Genomic DNA, 17,610 nt, shown 5'->3' with positions numbered 1-17,610 from the left:
CCCTGGGCCTATTGCCGTCACGACCTCAGAGCTGTGGCCTGAAGACAGCGCTTACGAAGAACTGGTCGCCGAACTGGGTTCAGCGTTCATATGCGCTCACTTCGGTTACTCCTACATCGAGGCTCAGTCCCCGGCTTACATTGAGGGCTGGCTGAAAGTTCTCGAGGCGGACAACCGGGCTGTGTTCTCGATCGCGTCCTATGCCTCCCAGGCGGCTGACTGGCTTCTTCAGAAAGGCCATGGGGTGGACGAGACCAAACCCGCTGTCGAACAGCCGAAAGAGTATGCTCGAAGCCCCCAGTGATGGGGGCTTCGTCGCCCTTCATACTGTCAACTATTGTTTGACCAATTGAAAAGAATACTGCGCATAGTGATCAGATGTCGCCTCTACCGGCCCAAAGGCTCCAATCTTTAATTTCAAATCACCGCCAAAATGCTCAAAGGTGCCGTCGATCTTCGCATCACCAATATTACCGACGTAATACGCGGCAAGGTCTGGCCAAAGATTGAACCCATTCGATATGACAAGCGGCAAGGTGTATTTGCCGGCCGGCACATTTCTAATGGTTATTTCGTCGTGCCATTTCATCACCGTGTGCTCCTCTCTTTCACTCACCGGGCACTGCACGATGACTTCCGGAGCGATTTGGGCCACATTCTCTGCTGTCTCCCGCCCGACAAACGTTCCGACTGACCCAGTATAAGATGCCAACACCGGCCCGCTCCCTGGGTTCAGAATGATCGGTTCATTGGGTTGGGCGATAGTGCCGGGCGAATAACGAGAGATGATTCTCGCGTGGTTTGTTCCGTCTGGCATATGAGCGTAGCCGGTACCCGTGACGACTTGAACGTAGAATGTGCCAATACCTAACTGCTCATTTATGACTTCGTTATCCGCTCCCTTGATCTCCTTTATAAAACTCCCATCAGCTGTGTACAGTCTGAACCAAAGCGAATCCGTGGGATGTTCGATCATCCGCACGTTCAAGAATGTCTTTGGATCGGTAATGTCGTAACGGATGTACCAGCTATCGAAGTATGGCGAATCGGCCCTCACCCATAGGTCGATCAGCGAACACATCGCGAGCTTTGTATCTGGGCCGAACTTCCAGGGAACATCCACCCTGCCTACTTCAGTGGCTCCGCCCCGAGTGTTGTGGAGCGGTTCGTCTTTGGGTTTCGCACCATTGTTCTGCGCGATAGTCTGCGTTCCTGAAAAGATGATTGCGCAAATACCGAGCGCAGTAACACACGCTTTTTTCATCTGCCCACCCCATGTTAAATAGTGCAAGCTATGCTTGCAATTCGGGAAGTATCAAGCTCAAATGCAGAAGGATTAATCAGAGAAGGGTCACTGACAGGCTGCACCCATGGGCCTGTCTAGAACGTCGTAGCTGCGCAGAGTTCCTAGGGAGTCTTTGGCGCTTGGCTTGAAGGCGTACCGGCTATAGGTCACGCAGCCCGCGCCTTGATTTAATGTCGCGCAAAACGTCAGCATTAGACATGGAAGCAACTGAAGCCCGCCAAGGCAGCTTAGAATGAGCGAACCAAGCGAAATCCCCGACGGTCGGTCTGCTGCTGAGGACTATCGTCGACAGCTTCAGCGCGCGGCGGCATTAAAATCTGGCATGCCGGCCATCACCCGCGATGAGATATTGCGGTGGGTAAGAGCCAATCGGCCAATGGTTCTTGAGGTCGCGAAGCGAAGCGGTGCCACCGAGTCAGAATGTGAGGCGGTCGCTGAGGCGTTTGCAAATGCCATCTCGCAGTTACCGTCCGTGTCCGAACTAGACGATCCGCACGCGATCCTTATCCTAGATAAGCTCATCGAGCGCATTGAAGCAGCGTGCAAGAAGCTCAATGTTCCGATTGGTGATGGTGTTGCATTCGGCAGTCTAAGAGAGCCAGGTCTCACCGCGCAGCAGTTCGCCGTGCTTCAGACGACCGCCAGCATCATCGATGTGAGCATACCCTTTCTCGTGTTCTGCGATCTGGTCAGCAAGGCCGTTAGCCACACGCTGGATCCTCGCATCGTCGGCGACAATGGCATCAAGTTCTCTCTCGATGCGTCTGCGATCAGGGAAAAATTGCGCTCAGACAGTTCGGTCCGTGCCGAATGGATCAGGATCGTTCGTCAATACGCCGTAACGGGTAAACCGCCCATCGGGTTGGGCGAAGCCCCCGAGGGGCCAAGAGCGGAATTGCGGCGATCGTTGCTGGACGCAATGGAAGTGTTCGCAGTCGCTCACGAATACGGCCACCACTCCCTTCAGCATGGTGTCGGCGCATCTTCGTCGAATGACATTCAAACCAAAACATCTGCGTGGGAAGATGAGTACCAGGCCGACATTTTTGCTCGCTTGATTTCCGGTGCACTTGCGGAGACTGCGGCGGACGTGATGTTGCTGTCGGGGGCCGGATCGATAATTTTAGCGGGTACCGATCTCATCGCGCGGGCGCGACAGACCTTGCTGGCCGGCACAGACGTAGTTCCTGAACGGGATAGCCACCCACCACTAGCCAAACGGCTCGAACGGCTGGACGCAGAAGATAGATCAGGTCTTCCATCGAAAGAGGCGGAGTGGTGCGTTCAGTTCCGGCGGAACGTCGTGACCGTGATCGCCGTGGTTTGGGAAGAACTGAAGCCCACGTTCGGGAGGTATCATGCTGAAGGCCTTCGGCCGGATGAGCATACGAATACCCCGGCGAATTGGCTGCCGCTGAGCCCTAGGCACTGAACTTCCTGCAAATTTGCACGCTGCGTCTTTAGTTCGCTTGCCAAGGCCGCGTGATTCGCGCTTTGCTGCAACTAGCGCGGGTACTGGGGCCCGCGCGTTCCCGCCTGTCGAGGGAACACGTGCGTGCGGGTGCCAATGCTTGGCTGGGGAGAAATCGACGCTCTCGAACGTCAATTGAGGTCGTCGGTCGCGGCCTTAAACAAAAAGGGCGTTGAAGGCGTCACGCTGGTCGAAGCCGTCGACGAGGCTACCCTTTGGCCGGGCGACTTCGAAGACTTCCTTCCCCTGGCGCCTAGCGGGTCCACGCTGGACACGCTGCTATCGCGGGCGCCCCTTCTAACGTGCGCCGTGGCTGCGGAGATCGGATTTCGCTTCGAAGGCGTGGGCACGGATTATTGGGCGAAATTCGCCGATGCCATTGGGCTTCCGATCTCAATGACGCAGCGAGCGAAGGTCGGCGACGAATTCGATTCGCTTGCGAAAAAATACAAGATCTCTCGCCCCTCAGAGAGTGCTTTCAGCGCGCATTTTTCCATCATATCGTGGCCAATCGCTAACGCGCTTCTCCCTGTCGATCTTGTAGGCGCGGTCGCTCGAATGATGGCGCGTGCCCCAATGGGGGCGCTCCCAGGACCAGGTCGGGCCGGCAACTTCCAGAGCCTGCGAGCCTGGGCAGCCGCTGCCGAAGGAGCGCGGCTGGTCGATTGGCTACGCTTCGAGGCGCCGTCCGGTCGCGTATTGGCAGCGCTGCTTGCCGAAAATCGTGGCCAACTACTGTCTGAGGCAAGCTTCACGCGCTTAAGGAATGCGCTGGCCAGCGATCAAGAAGCCTTCTTCGCCGCGAGAAGCGCGCGGTCCCGAGCGCGAACGGTCAAAGCGCCCGCCATCGCACCCCCGGAACGCGGACAACTGACGCTGACCCGGGAGCCATCGGGCATGCGTCTTTTCGTCACCTGGCCAGCGCTATCGTCCGCGTTGCTCGACCAGGCGCGATCGACCGCTCGATCGGCAGCTTGGCGGCCGCGCCTTTGGGGTAGAGGTGGCTTCCTTCATCCGGATGCTGCACTGGGCACCGGACCCTTTGCGCTGGCATTGCAGGTACCTCCCGCGGGCGATGACGCAGCGTATCCCGACGCAAGCGTCGTGTTTGGGGCAGGCAGCGATGCCGCGACCATGTTGGCGGCCAGGACCGTCGAATGGAGCGATCGTCTATTCTTCGACCCAAACGATGATCGAACTCAAGCCGAACAGCGCTTTGACCCGCCAGCCGGGCAAAAGGGCTTCGTCTGGATCGCTACCAAAGCCACGACTGGACCGCTGCAACTTCGCCAGTTGGGAAATGTGTGTGGCTACTTCGTCTACGAAGCAAACTTGGCCGATGCGGCGAATCGCGATCTGCTTCGGCGGGAAGGTATCCTCGACGAAACTGTCCACTCGATCCTCGCGCGCCATCCACTTGACGCGATCGGCGCGCCGCGCCGAACTGTGCGACCTGATCGTCCTTTCCTGCTTTATCGAACAGATGATCCCCTGGTTGAAGTGAAGCCTCAATCGCTTCCAATGGGCGCGACAGCCGCCGGTGTTCAAGGCCTAAGAGTTGAGCGCGTCCCGCGGATTGACGATGCTATCGTCGACGTATTCCTGTTCGAACGCGATACCGCGTTCGATGCGCTCACACAGCGCCGGCTCCAATTGCGGGTCGAGAGCGTCTTTCCCCTCATCGACACAGAGATTGTCGCCGAACTCGAAATTGACGGGCGGCTCATTGCCCGCGGAACTGACCGTCTGGCAACGTTGCCAGTAACGATCCCAGAGGCGTCCCCGCTTCTTAGCCCTCTATATGAGGATAGAACTCGCTCGAAACTTCTCAACGCGGGACGGGGGCTCCTGCGCATCACGGTTGGTCGCTCGGTTGAGTTGAGCGTCTCCCTCGAAAGACCATTGGCATCCGTCGAGTGGGACGATCACCGACCGTCGTTGGTCGGCGCCGATATTCATTCGGAATTGATCGCGGCTAGCGCGCTCCGCCCGCACCGCTTTGAGCAGGCGCAAAGCATTAATCCGCCTGTTCGGGGTGGGGCAGCGTTTGGTCTCAAACTGGGAGATGGGCGCATTGCCGATCCGGTCCAGATCATTACGTCATCAACCTTCGACTTGAGCGATCTGACGGCTCAGTTCGGCAATGATGTCGGATTGCGCCGGAAGTACTATCAGGGGCGAGGCGTGGGGGATATCGCCCGCGCACGCGCCGCCTGGGCCCGAGGTCTATGCAGATCTCTGTCAGCTGTCGCGGTCAAAGGGCGGGTCGTTCGCCAATTCGATGAACCGCTCGTAATTGACTTGTGCGGAAATACTTGGTGGCGAAGTGAACAGTCGTCACGCTCGAGCCATTCCGACCCACACGGCTCCTTGTTACACGCGGCGATCAACCGCGGCCTGGCGACGTTGCCGCCTGGAATTGAAGCGGATGATCACAGCATTTTCTGGGATGCATTCCGCCGCCACGCGATGGATCGCGATCCTGAATGGCCCCTCGCGAGCGAAAAGCCCTCAGGGAGTAGCATGGATGAGGCGCTCAACGCGGCTTTCACAGAGACTGTGATTACCCTTCATGTCAAAGGCAAATTGCTTGAGGTGGACGAGGATGACTGCGACTTCGGCAGCAATGACGAGGACTGGGAGGACGCGGCCATCGAGGCACTTGAGAACACCAGACGCCGGGCTCTTGTGAAACTCTTGGTGCCTTCCGAAGGCGGACGACAACTTAGTCATCGGCCTTATGCCGATATTAGCCTGGCCGAACTTGCCGAAGACCTGTCGGCCTGGACGAAGGCCTGGGCGCTTCCTCGCGGATATCTTAGCGCGGAACTAGCGGCTAGCGCCTTGCTTCTCTGGTTGTCGCCGGCAGCCTGCGACGACGTGGAGCGAGTGATTCACGTTCTCGCTTCGGATCCGTTTGTCGCCCGTGCGACGCGGTATGCGGCGCTCCGTCTGGAAGCCGCGACCGTCGGGACGACGTCATGAGCGACTTCTACCGCGTACTGCTGGGTATTCATGCCGCGGCTCGGCGAGTTGATCGCGACCAGGCACTGCTTGGTGCCCTTGGCGTCGGCGCCCTTGCCTACCCCCATCAAGTCGAGAGCGTGCACCGGATGATTACCGGCACGACGTGCCGTTGGCTCCTGGCCGACGAAGTGGGGCTCGGCAAGACCATCCAGGCAATCATGGTTATGCGCGCACTGGCTGCGCAATCTCCGAGGCCTCTGAACGTTGCGCTTGTTGTTCCCGACGAACTTGCCGATCAATGGGCGGAAGAACTCCTTTCCCGCGGACATATTCTGCCTATCGAGTCCGGTCAGGAAGGCGGTGTTGTCGGCAACATTGTACTCCGCCTGGCAAGGCCGAGCCTTCTGGTTGCCGGCAAGCGGCTGGCAGGCGAGAAGATCGACCTGCTCATCATCGATGAATTTACGAAGATGCAGGTTCAGGTCCGCCGCGACTTGGTCGTTGCCGCACGGATCATTCCCAATGTCATTGTGCTGACGGCGACCCCTGCGTTGCATCTTCCTGCAACGCGAGGTGAGTTGCTGTCCCTTATCGAGCCGGAAGCAGCGATCATAGCCCAGGCGGAAAATCGAGATATTCTTGACGTCCTGGCCGAACGTGAGGCGTTTGCGTTAGAAGCCTTCTCCGCGCAAATGCACGATGCGGGCAAACGAAGAGCTATTGAGGAGTCGTACGGATTATACCGCCGAATGATCCGGACCGCCCGCACTGACTACCCACAAGCGCTCCCGAAACGAAACTATCAGCCTTTGCGCGTTGCACCTACAGATGGCGATGTCGGCCGTTCCCGGACGACCCGCGAATATCTAGAAGCCGCCAGGCAAGCGGACCTTGATTTACGCCGAGATCTCTTGCTTCAGGTCGCCGGCCGAAGTGTTTCGTCGCTTCGCGATCGCCTTAGCACCCTGCCTCGCGGCACGTCGGAATTGCGGGTTGCGTGGCAAGGGATCAACAGCTGTATTCGAGAAGAGCCGGGAGATGCGAAGCTCGATGCCTTAATCGATCACCTGCGCGGACTGCATTCGAGGGATCCCAATGCGCGCGTTATTGTGGTTGCAGAGGACAACCCGACCACGGACTATCTCTGTGATGCAATCGAAAAGCTGGCTGACATCAAGGTCGCAAAGAAACGTCGCTCGGCGCGAGCGGCGGAAGAGTTGGAGGTGCAAGTCGGGGAACTGAAAGAGGCTCTCGAAGACTTCATCAGCAACGAAGCAAAGGTTCTCGTGACCGCAGACGCCGCGCGCGAAGGGCGCAATCTTCAGTTCTCTGACGAGATTGTATTCTTTGCGCTCCCTTGGTCGCCGCCCGACATCCAGCAGTGGATAGGGCGCATCGATCGGCTCGGGACCAAGGAAAATCCGCAAGCTCGGCGTATCGCAATCACGCCAATTGTCACGATCGGTTCGAACGAAGAGAAGATCCTTGATGTTCTTGAGGGGACCGGCGTCTTCCATAAAAGCGAGGTTTTCGACGAGTCCGAGTGGGAGACGATCAGCGACGCGATCAACGCCGCAGCCGATGGGCGCGGGCAGAACAATTGGACCGACGCGTTGCGTGAGGCGAAGACGCTGGGTGAGAAGTTCGACGCCTGGCTTCAGGCGACCCGCATCGCGCCGACGCTGCGCACCTCAATAGCAATGCGTCTTGACGCCAAGTACCGCGGCAGGGCCTATGCCGCGCCAATGGCTCTGGTCGATGGCTTTGAGTGGAACTGGTATGTTATGCGCGAGCGCGCCGCTGAAACGATGCTCAAGATTGCGCAGGACGAATATCTTGAAGTTCGGAAGCGCCGCGACGGCGCTCAACGGTTCCGGACGATGTGGTACAAATCAGCGGGCAATGTCGGTCTGGTGATCCCCGATCTCGATCCGCGCAGTTCGCGCTACCGACAAGCATTCATCGCGAAACGCTCTGTGATTGAGTGCCCGCCGCTGACTAATGTCGTTGAAGCAGATCAGCAGCCGCGGCGCCTTCACTTCTTTGATCATGGCTGCGCGTTGCACGATGATTCAGTTGCCGCATTCGAGAAGCAGGCGCCGGCAACCGACTATATGACTGAGTTCGTGGTCGAATACCCGGAAGGCCATCCTATACTAGAGTGGGCGGACCGACGTCTGCTTGTAACTTGCGCCGAGTTGGATTTGCGGAAAGCGATCGAATGCGACGTTGAAACGATGTTGGGAGCGGAAGGTGGCTCCCGCACATCAAAGGCGGAGCAAGATGCCCGCGATCGATCTACGCGACTGGCGCTGGCCCAATTTGAAGCGGATCGGCGCTGGCTGATAGGTTTGGCGCCTCCGGAGATTCTCTTCGCAGTGTCCGTCGAGAATGGCGCCGAGTGGATCGCAGCGGACAGCGCCGCTTCTGCTGTGTTGAACCCCTTCCACGACGATACTAAAGCCCGACAAATGGGGAAGCGGCGTGCCAGCCTTAGCGAGGGGAAAGCCCAAGCCATTCGATCCCACGCCAATGGGCGCCTCAAGCAGCTTGCCTTGGACGGTCTCGCAAAGGCGACGGGCGCCGTGCACGCAGCCCTCAATAGACGCCTGTTCGCCGTGCAGGCGGATTTTGAGAATTTGGCGACAGTGGCGCAAACGGAGTTGAGGCAGGCGCAGTCGCTCGACGACAGCCTGGAATTCAACAAGGCAGCACAGAGAGGCGCGGCGCTCGGTCAACGCCTGACCGAACTAGTCTGCGCGGCTCGCAAAAATCGCCTATCGCATCTAGAAGACGCCATGCGGGCCAAAGGCGAGTTAATCAATAAGCGGACCTTCCTCTTGATACCCCGCTCGCTCGCTGATTAGGCCCTAAGGCATCGATGATTATTCCGTAGGCGTCGGCGTCGATGGTCCACGACCAGGGACCGATCTTTGAACCGGTAAGTAAAGCAATGCGCTCTAACTGCTTTGGCGGTGGCGTAAGAAAGTCCAGTCGCTGAGAACTCGAATCGTAGCTAGTGACCGGATCTCCCCGCGCAATAGTGAAGCCGACGACAACCCAACGCCAGAGGTCAAGCGATGCTGGTTGCCACAACTTCGTTGAGCCAGCGTCAACATTCAGAACGACGTTGCGAAAGCTGTATCCCGTTTTGATGATCGCGGGGAAGCAGCCGCCTTCGGTCGGCCGTTGCCAGCGGCCCGAAGGAACTGGCTCAGGTTGACCGAAATATTTGCCCCGCCCACTGAGCACCGCGATGGTCTCGGGCTCGTCAAGCGAGTAGCGATCGCCGCTCGTTGCGAGCGAGGAGGCAACTTCGAATAGGGCGCCCACGTCACCGTCGACGACATCCGCGGCGTTCAATTCGACGAGCGCGGATCGCCATTCGGGTCGTCCAAGCTCGTCTGAAAGAGTGATCGTGACTGCGTCGTCGCTGCCCTCCTCTGGAGCCAACTGTCTTACGACAGATTGAGAGTTGCCGTGCAGGCTTCTGCCGAGGAGCACGGCGCGGCTGCCATTCCAGACGACGCGACGAGGCGGAGTGGCTGCATACCCACGTCCGGCACTCGTCTCGAATTCATCGATATCGCCACTCAGCAAAAGTACCCGTATAGCCTCCTTGACCGTCTTTCCGAGAACATCTTCGTCGATGCTCAGCGGACGATAAGCTTCTTTGAGACCGCGCGTGATGCGGCCAAGGCTGACGAACCCCGTCTCGATCACCGCCCCGCGGATGTGCGCGATGACGGTTCTAAGCGTCAATTGGCCGTCTTGGTCGCGCTCACCTCCGATTGCATTGATCCAACTGTCGCTCGATATCATTCGTCTGCTCCGACGGCAACGGCTGCTGCGAGTGCAGCATCAAGCACCTCTTTCGCCGTCCGGTCGTGCGCAACGATGATGAGGTGTGAGCGAGCTCGAGTGAGAGCGACATAGAGGTCACTCACGGTGAACCATCCCCCAAGTCCCGAAAAGTCGGCCAGGATGACGACGTCTGCCTCCAATCCTTTGAAACTCCGGGCGGTGCTGCACAGCAGACCCCGTCCTTGACGCCACAGGGCGGCATCTTCGATCAAAGGCACGCCGTCGATTTCGGTCGTCGTAGCAAGTGGGCTCTTGGCCTTGCTGGCCGGGCAAATGATTGCAATCTGCCTCGGATCGAGCCGGTGTTCCTTGAGGAGTACGCGAACTTCTGTGGCGACGAGCCCGGCAACGGCTGACGGGTTAGTTGGAGTGATTATCTTCGGGGGGCGTCCCAGAGGCGCCATCTCGAACGGTTGGCTCTCAATGCGCGTTGCCGCATTGGCGCAAGCAACGATACGACGCGTGTTTCGGCAGTTCACATCGAGGGAAAGCCGGAACGCATTGCGGATTGGAGGATCGACCGGATCGCGCCGGAGGCTTTGAGCCTTATCGAGAAAGGCCCAAATCGAGCTGTTGCCGTCGCAAAGATACTCGAGGGCGTCCCACCAACTTGGAGAGAAGTCTTGTGCCTCGTCAACCACGAGCGCTGCATAAGGGTGTCCCGAGTAGAGATCCATCGCGGCCTGGGCGAGCAGATCCGGCGCGATCTCGTCCCACCAGCGCGCCGGGTCGGATTCGTTGACGGCGAACTCAATCCCAGCCTCTTTGCACAGATCCGAGGCTAGCCGATGGAAGTTTGCGACTTTGATGCGCCCGCCGTTCTCGACGACTTCGTCGGCCAACTCCTCACGCACCCATTTCGCGAGTTCCGAATTGAAGCAAGTAAAGAGAACTGGTGAACTCTTTGCTGCAAACGATTTGGCACGTTGAATAGCCAACAATGTCTTACCTGAGCCTGCCACGCCCTCAATGATCGCGCGAGGGTTGGCGTCAAACCCACGCAGAACTTGAAGCTGCTGGCGGGTTAGGCGCGCGAGCGTTTCGGCAGTCGCATTCACGCTGATCTTGAGAGGTTCATAAACGCGAAACTCGGGTGCAAGCGCGCGTCTGACAGCGTCGAACTCGTGGATCGAAAGTTCCGTTTTGCCGCCGCCGCCAGCCTTGTACGCGCGAACGATTGCCGCTTCGATATCTGGCAGATCGTCCATTGTGATGACGGACTGGGCAGGGAGGTCGGGAGGCAATGGATCGCTGAACACGCAGTGAGGGAATGCCACTCCGGTGGAGAACACTGTCCGGTCAGAGACAGTCTTACCGCAGATTTGTCCGATCCGGCGTTTGAGCGCCCATTTGCTGCGGTTCGCCTGCCGAACGGGATCTTTGATCTCTTTGAGGCCAGATTTGACGTGTCGATACCAAACCCGCCCCTTACAGGTAATCTCGCCGCCTTTTACCTCAAGGAGAAGCAGCCCGTACTGTCGATGCAGAATCAGAAAGTCGGCTTCCCCTTCGCGGGCGGCCGCATCGATGTCGTCGCGAGCCGGATTCGCCCACGGCAACGAATGCATGACGATGAAGCCCGCGCCTAGGCTGTTCTGCATAGCGCGCGCAACGTCAGCCTCGGAGCCATGCTCCATGGTTTCGACATCAATCGGGGGAATGAAAATAGCCACTATCCGACAACCCTCACCAGAACAGCTATTGCCTCGACCGCTTCGGCCGGTTGGACCAGTTCACTGACGCATTCCATATGTTGGGGCGCAGCCCTGTAACGAACGCGTACGCCATTGGCCGTCTCTTGAAGGATCCCAACGGTCCACTCGGCGCCAGTCGAGCCGAATGCTCTGCCGTCGGTGCGACGGATTAGATAGGCATCCGTTTTGCCGGGCGTCCCGGCAAACGGGCTGAATAAGCACAACGCCCCTTTGGCAACGGTACCACCCTGTCCATCGCCGTTTCTGCCAGTCAGCATGTTGCCGGTCACGCGGAAGAGGACGTCGCCGGCTTGAGCGCCAGGAACGGCAAAGCGCGGAGTATCCTCTGGCGGAGGCAGGTTCTTTGTGACGACCATCGCCGGAGTAAGTTCTGGGGTGCCTTGTGGATCTGACTGAAGACCACGATTTAGGTCAACATTGGGAATCGACAATGCAACATTCGACGCAATTGGAAGCGCGCGCAGTACAAGAAGAATGTCGACTGCGATGGTATCCCTGTCCCTTGATAGCGCTTTGGCGCGACCGGAGCACGGCTCGGTTTCAAGGAAAGGATGCGATAGACAAATGAGTTGTCCCTTGCCGTCAATTATTCCGCCGTCAAGTCGTGTCGTCGGTGCGCCACTCTCGGTGAGATCACGCTCAAGCCGGTTAAGCGCATAGTCTTCGCGTTCGCTATCAATCGTGAGCGGGCTCCCCCGGAAACAAGCCCGAAGCAAGTCAGCCCCAATGCGACGATCGAACAGCGCATGCTCAAATCGGTTTTTGTAGGAGCGGAGGCACTGATAGCAGCTATCGTCGCAGGTACAGTTGTCCAATAAGCTGAGTGCAGTATCGACCAAGCGTTGCGGGTCTCGTGCTGCCGCTTTCACAAAGCCGGCTCCTCCCGCAGCTTGATCATACAGATATAGATCAATGAATTGTTGCGCTCCGTCACCTGGCGCGAAGCGGAAGTCTCCGTCGATATCGTTGGGTTCAAGATCCTCAAGCATGCAGGCTGCACGACGCAAGGCTTCTACCGCGGAGCGTGCTGCGATTGTTGTCGAAGGCCGATCGGGCGCCAATTGCCAGTCGATCGGGAGCGCTAACCGAAAAACGGCGACGTCGGTGCGAAACTCATTGCCCAATACAATGCGGGTCACAACTCCACTGCACTGATCAGGCTCTTTAGGTCGTTTCGGTCTCGGCCGATTGTGGGGTTGTCCGCCGCCCAGTTGCTTCAGTTGCGGATCAAAGTCAGTCGGTTCGATTCGACCGCAGTGAGTGCAATAGTTGAAGCCCGGCCTAGTCGCATCGAGCGAGCCGCGGTTGGTCACAACGAGAGTCCGGCTGTCAGTCCACGCGTCCCAACCGGTGCCCATCGGCCAGGATTGAGTACCAATTTGCGAGGCTGGATCGAATGAGAGAGAATCGAGCGTAGCCTTCGTAGGCCTTAGTGGCGTGCCTGCGTCAAAATCGGGTGGAAGGGCTGTGATGCTTGGTGGATGTGAAAATCCAGGCGGGCGAATCCAGCGCCGAGCTGGTCCAAGGCTTGCGCGGCTCTTGCAGGCTGGACAGTCTCGGGTCTGTTCTGGATATCCCTCGTCCCAATTGAGCAGGTCGGCATAATTGCAGGTCCGGCATTGGTAATAGAGGCGCCGCTCGCGGTAAGCATTTATCCGCTCCTCTTCACGTTCGGAATAAAGTCCCAGAGAAAGATAGCGCTGCCCATCGACCCATACCTCATGCCCAGGGGCATATTGGCTCAGGGCCGCGTTCAGAGCCTGCTGTGGCGAGTAGCGGCGCTTGGGGTTCCAGGGTCCGGCATTGTCCTCGAATACGCTAAAGGTAGCGACATCGGTCGGGAAGGCATATTTAGGCAGCAAACTTTGGTCGAACAGCGTGTCCAACAGCTTGCCGGTGTCCGCGCTCGAGCGGTCGTTGTCGTTTGTGTCCTCTAGCTGCTCGTCTTCAGCGTCGCTGTCTGCCGCTGAAGGCGCGGGCGTGGCTGGTACGTCGGGTTCTTCTGTAGCGGAGGGAACGAGGTTCTCCTCCAGGACACGGGGCAACTCATCAAGCAGGATGTTGGGGTCGAGCTTCGGACAGTAGCTCGTAAACAGCCGAGAGAGGTCAGAGCTTAGTTCGGCTCGTCCATCGGCGATCCACTGCTTGAGCCCCTCGAGGGAAAAGACGTCGATCGCGCCACCGACAAAGTCGGCCACCGATCCTAGCGAGGAGAAGACGTCCGAACTGCCCCCGACCGTGTTGATCCGATCTTGTTGAAAGCGGCCGATCAGGTACGCGAAGGCTTGGCGCCTGGCGATTACGGGGTTGTCCAGATTGAGGATTGGATCAGGCGCTGGTCCGGCGACGATCGGCGCAGGATCTCTGAAGAAGCTTTGGTCATGACTGTCTGCCCCACAGAACATTACTACGGTCGAGAGTCCCGCCCCTCGACGGCCCGCCCGACCAGCGCGCTGCTGATAGTTTGCGCGCCCGGGAGGAACGTTGCGGAGTGCCACAGCGGTCAAGCCGCCGATGTCGATGCCGACTTCCATCGTCGTTGTGCAACTCAGGATGTCGATCGGCGAGCCAGTCTGGCCATCCTGTTCGATCGGAATGTCCTGAAAGCGAAGTTCGTATGCTTCGTTGCGGGACATGGCGTTGGCCATTCCGCTGTCGTTGAGTGCTGCAGAATGTTCTTCCGCAATTAGCTGATGTGGCGCGTAGGCATCATCCTTGTCGCTAAGGCGCTCCCAAAGCCTGCGATAGAATGCTTTGCGGCTCCGGAATACTGGATCGCTCGCAGGATCGATGACTTTGGCAATGCCCGTGCAATATCCGCAACGATCGCCGAGTAACGGGTTGCGAGGAGAGACGCTGGTGCATCTTTCGCAACGGATCCACTCAGAGTTCTTGTCGGCGTCCAGGCTAACTTTTGAGGCTTGAACGAAGTATGAGGTTGACGCCCCCGCCGCGAAGACGGCCCGCAGCGCAGGTTCACAAGCCGTGAGATAGTCGCCCCTCAGCCACTGCTTGAGGCCGCGAGCTTCCAGCAGTCCGGTCAACTTCTTCGAAAACTTGCCGTTCCATTCGCGGATCCCAGCCGAACCTCGAGCGCCGATGACGTTGATTGGCGTGTGCTGGAGCTTGATCGCGTGCTTGCGCATCGCCTGCCAAAGCCAAAGCTCGAGGAGCGCTGTGCGTACCTGATCTTCCGACAGATTGGCGACAGCTGGCAGCTCGAGGCCGTCGGCGAGCTTCTGTGCCTCGGTCTTTGTGAGCTTTGGCCGAAGCACGGCTAAGGCTGTTGGGAATAGTCCGGTATGGTCATCCTGAAGGACTGCATAGATACTCTGAAATACGGAAAGCGGTGTCTCTTCGCTCGTCTTGTTGGACAGGGATCGAAAATCGTCATTCTCCGCATCTTCATTGCCGATCAGGCTGAGGGCTCGCCGGCCAGCTCGATCCATTTTTCCGTCGTCGTCGCCCGCGGGCCGCAATCGGACATCGTTTCGCGCTGCCCCAAGCGCGATCGCGAGCGGGGCATCGTCCAAAGAGGGCTTGAAGATCGGCTGCCTGAGTGCCGCCATGCCAGTTAGCAGCAATGGCCGCAGGCTGTCGCGGAACGAGAAGGTCTTCAGTGTCCCCGCTAACCGCGAAGCGGTCTGACGGCCGTCGGAGAACACCAGGGCCTTGCGGCCCTGCAACGGAGTCCTGACCTGCGGACGAGGCGGTTGCTCAAGCACCTGGACCGAAATCAACTCTTGGAAGGGTTGCTCGCCTTTGGTCTGCAGATCCGAGATTCCATTGTTGGAGTCTGGACCGCTCGCTGTTTCGCAGCGCGGGCAGTTTTCGAACAGCTTTGGACCGAGGCGCGAGGGAAGCCACACCTCTCGCGAAAAGTTTCCTGCGCCGTCGATTCTTCCCGACGACATGTCCAGGAAGGCGGGGCGTACAGCACCTGCGTTCTGCGACATCGGATCTTCGAGGCAGACATGGATCGGCTCGATCATGCCGGTATCGCCGGCGTACGAGCGGCCGTTTTCTTGCCAGAGGTGCTCGACGTCGGCCGGAGCGCCGATGCTGGCCCGCGCCACGGAAAGGCCGCACGAGCGGCAGCTATGCAGCTCGTAGATCTGCGAGCCGCATGCACAGTTCTGCCGAGGCTCAGCATATAGCTTGCCGGTTGGACCTCCTCGCTGGCTCTCTGGGATCTCGGAGCAATTGGGATTAACGCAAGCCCACAAACCTGGAAGACCACGAAACAGCAAGTGCACGCGGGCCGGGAGGGTCGGTGGGTCGTCAGGCGTAGAGCGTGCAAGAGACGCCAATTCGAGAAGTGCGTCGACAGCTGGGCGACCGACGGCAGGCGTTGCCTCGGGAAATAGCAGTGCCGGCAACTCGGTGAAGGCGCGAGCTGCGCCCTGCAGCGACAATTGGTCGGCGTCGGATTGAGCACCAGAGGTGATATTCCGAAGGCGACCGATCACGGGCAGAGCGGCCAGCAATTCCGCCAGCGCTGCGGGCAGATCATCTGCCGTCGAGTTGAACCCTTGGGAATCGACGACCCCAAGACCGTAGCGCCGCGTGACAGAGGCGCTGCCTTGCTCGCATCTAGCTCCGTCCAATACGAGGAACGACTGCGAGGTCTCTGCCGCCTTGTTCGGACTAACCGTGACACTTTCTTCTATTCGGTTGCCAGAATTGTCGAGGCCCTGCACCGTGACGACGATGTCTTGGGAGCCGCTGTCTATCCTCTTCAGCGAAACCGGTGATCCGGTGACCGTATTCGCGAACCTGATCAATGGGACCAACACGGTGGACCGGTCAGTGAGGGCGGCGGAGTTGAGTTCCGCGAGAGGAACGGCGGCGAATGCGGCGGCAAGCTCGGCAGGGCCCCCGGCGGCAGGGTTGAACGCGCGCTTTTCACCGGACAATGTCCTGACCGCATCAGGTGTCAGGCCCGAGAGCCCTGCGACGAAACGCTTCGCGGCTTCGGCGTCCGAAAATGAAGCGCTTGTCGCGATGAAAACCACCCTTGAAAGGGGGAGCTTAAGGCGATCGAGCAATCGCCGGATCAAGTAAGCGACCTCAGTGCCGTTTGCGCCACGATAAAGATGTGCTTCGTCCAGGATCAGGAAGAAGTTTTCATCAGGGTGCGCCTCGAAGAATGCTCGCGTGTCGGTGAAGATCTCGCGCTCGATCGGGCGCAAGAGCATATATTCGAGCATGGAGTAGTTGGTTACCAGGAGATCGGGGCATGCAGCCTGTATCTCGTGGCGGGTGAGCAACTCTGGGTCTTGCTGACGCTCGATGGCCCGCGCCGGATCTCCATTCCCGTCCGCCCAATGCTGACCTTGTGTGCCATACCAGTCGCGAAGCCCATCGAATGCTCCGAGCACGCTGTCCGGCTTTCCCGGCCACCGTCCCTTTTCCCGCAGCGTCAATACAAGCTCTTGGTCCTTTCGATTGCCGTTCCTGGCTCCATCTTCGATCTTGAGATAGTACTCCAGCGTTTTCAGCCGGACTTGGTCGCGCTTTGCACTTCTAATTCCAGGATAAAGGGTACGACCGGTATAGCGGCCGAACTTCGCAGGGCGACCGGCGGCCTTAGTGAAGGACTGGCTTACAGTTGAAGAGCCGAAGAGTGTACGAAGTCGGCCGAGTTGATCGTTTACCAGGGCATTCATTGGGTAGAGAAGCAACGCCCTGACCGCGCGATTCGCGAAATGATTCGGCCTGTGCAGTGCTTCGTCGGCCAGGCGCGCCAGTACCGGCAGGAGGAAGCTTTCAGTCTTACCGGAGCCCGTGCCTGTCGTAACGACAATTCCGGTTCCGCCGGCGTCGTTCGCCATGGCCAGTTCTAAGGCCTGGGCCTGATGCTCATAAGGAGGATTGAAGAGAACCCGGCCAGCCTCCCTGGATGCGAGCGTCGTCAGAAGTTCGCGAACCTTCGGCGGAAGAGTGAGCGTGGAAAACTTTCGTTCTCCCACGTAGGTCGGAGTGCTTTCGATATACGGGATTTGCGCGATTCCATCTGCCGTCAGCAATTGGCGGCGGAGATTGACGACGCTCCCGTTCGAAAGGTGATAGGTCGCCTCAATATAGGAGGCGAGCGCCTCCCTCATTCGATCAATTTCCTTAAGCATTTCTCCCCACGCGATGCTTATAGAACGGCACTTTCCGCCAAATCATTCGATCGCGACGATACTTGCTTTATCGTGCGGTTCAACCAATGCTTGTCTCCCCACGACTAAGGGATGACCGAAAATTGGCGGAGATCGCCACGCCGGGCGCGAAAGGTCTCA

Annotated in this window: 8 protein-coding genes; 4 read left to right on the top strand and 4 right to left on the bottom strand. The window is 58.6% G+C overall.

Annotated elements, in window-relative coordinates; genetic code table 11:
* Positions 1-304: zincin-like metallopeptidase domain-containing protein (locus NR187_RS30300; protein WP_256808765.1), on the top strand; the 304-nt coding region annotated here is incomplete at its 5' end.
* 30 nt (positions 305-334) lie between these two features.
* Here NR187_RS30300 and NR187_RS30295 read toward each other — a convergent pair.
* Positions 335-1,264 (bottom strand): hypothetical protein, encoded by a 930-nt coding sequence (locus NR187_RS30295; RefSeq protein WP_256808762.1) that lies wholly within the window; start codon positions 1,262-1,264, stop codon positions 335-337.
* Positions 1,265-1,538: 274 nt separating this feature from the next.
* Here NR187_RS30295 and NR187_RS30290 point away from each other — a divergent pair, with 274 nt between their 5' ends.
* The 3 genes from NR187_RS30290 to NR187_RS30280 all read left to right on the top strand — a co-directional run bounded on the left by NR187_RS30290 (position 1,539) and on the right by NR187_RS30280 (position 8,611).
* A complete protein-coding gene (locus NR187_RS30290) occupies positions 1,539-2,738 on the top strand; it encodes a hypothetical protein (RefSeq protein WP_256808760.1) in 1,200 nt (399 codons plus the stop codon).
* Between the two features lie 123 nt (positions 2,739-2,861).
* Positions 2,862-5,762: a hypothetical protein gene (locus NR187_RS30285; RefSeq protein ID WP_256808759.1), complete on the top strand. Its 2,901-nt coding sequence runs from the start codon at positions 2,862-2,864 to the stop codon at positions 5,760-5,762.
* Complete coding sequence (locus NR187_RS30280; protein ID WP_256808757.1) at positions 5,759-8,611, top strand: DEAD/DEAH box helicase; 2,853 nt, start codon at positions 5,759-5,761, stop codon at positions 8,609-8,611. The genes NR187_RS30285 and NR187_RS30280 overlap by 4 nt, the downstream gene beginning before the upstream one ends.
* On the opposite strand, the gene NR187_RS30275 is transcribed toward NR187_RS30280, so the two are convergent.
* From NR187_RS30275 to NR187_RS30265, 3 genes are read right to left on the bottom strand one after another with little or no spacing between them, the layout of a single operon-like run.
* Entirely contained in the window at positions 8,565-9,566 is a 1,002-nt protein-coding gene (locus NR187_RS30275) for a hypothetical protein (protein ID WP_256808756.1), read from the bottom strand. The two genes, NR187_RS30280 and NR187_RS30275, sit on opposite strands and share 47 nt — an antisense overlap.
* Positions 9,563-11,281: an NERD domain-containing protein gene (locus NR187_RS30270; protein ID WP_256808755.1), complete on the bottom strand. Its 1,719-nt coding sequence runs from the start codon at positions 11,279-11,281 to the stop codon at positions 9,563-9,565. Before NR187_RS30270 ends, NR187_RS30275 begins: the two co-directional genes overlap by 4 nt.
* Positions 11,281-17,430, bottom strand: coding sequence for a DEAD/DEAH box helicase (locus NR187_RS30265; protein ID WP_256808754.1), 6,150 nt, complete (start codon positions 17,428-17,430; stop codon positions 11,281-11,283). The genes NR187_RS30270 and NR187_RS30265 overlap by 1 nt, the downstream gene beginning before the upstream one ends.
* Positions 17,431-17,610 lie beyond the last annotated feature (180 nt).

Origin of the sequence: Bradyrhizobium sp. Bra64 (genome assembly GCF_024519875.1) — a bacterium.
Classification (GTDB): domain Bacteria; phylum Pseudomonadota; class Alphaproteobacteria; order Rhizobiales; family Xanthobacteraceae; genus Bradyrhizobium; species Bradyrhizobium japonicum_G.
This window is presented reverse-complemented; position numbering and strand designations above follow the sequence as displayed.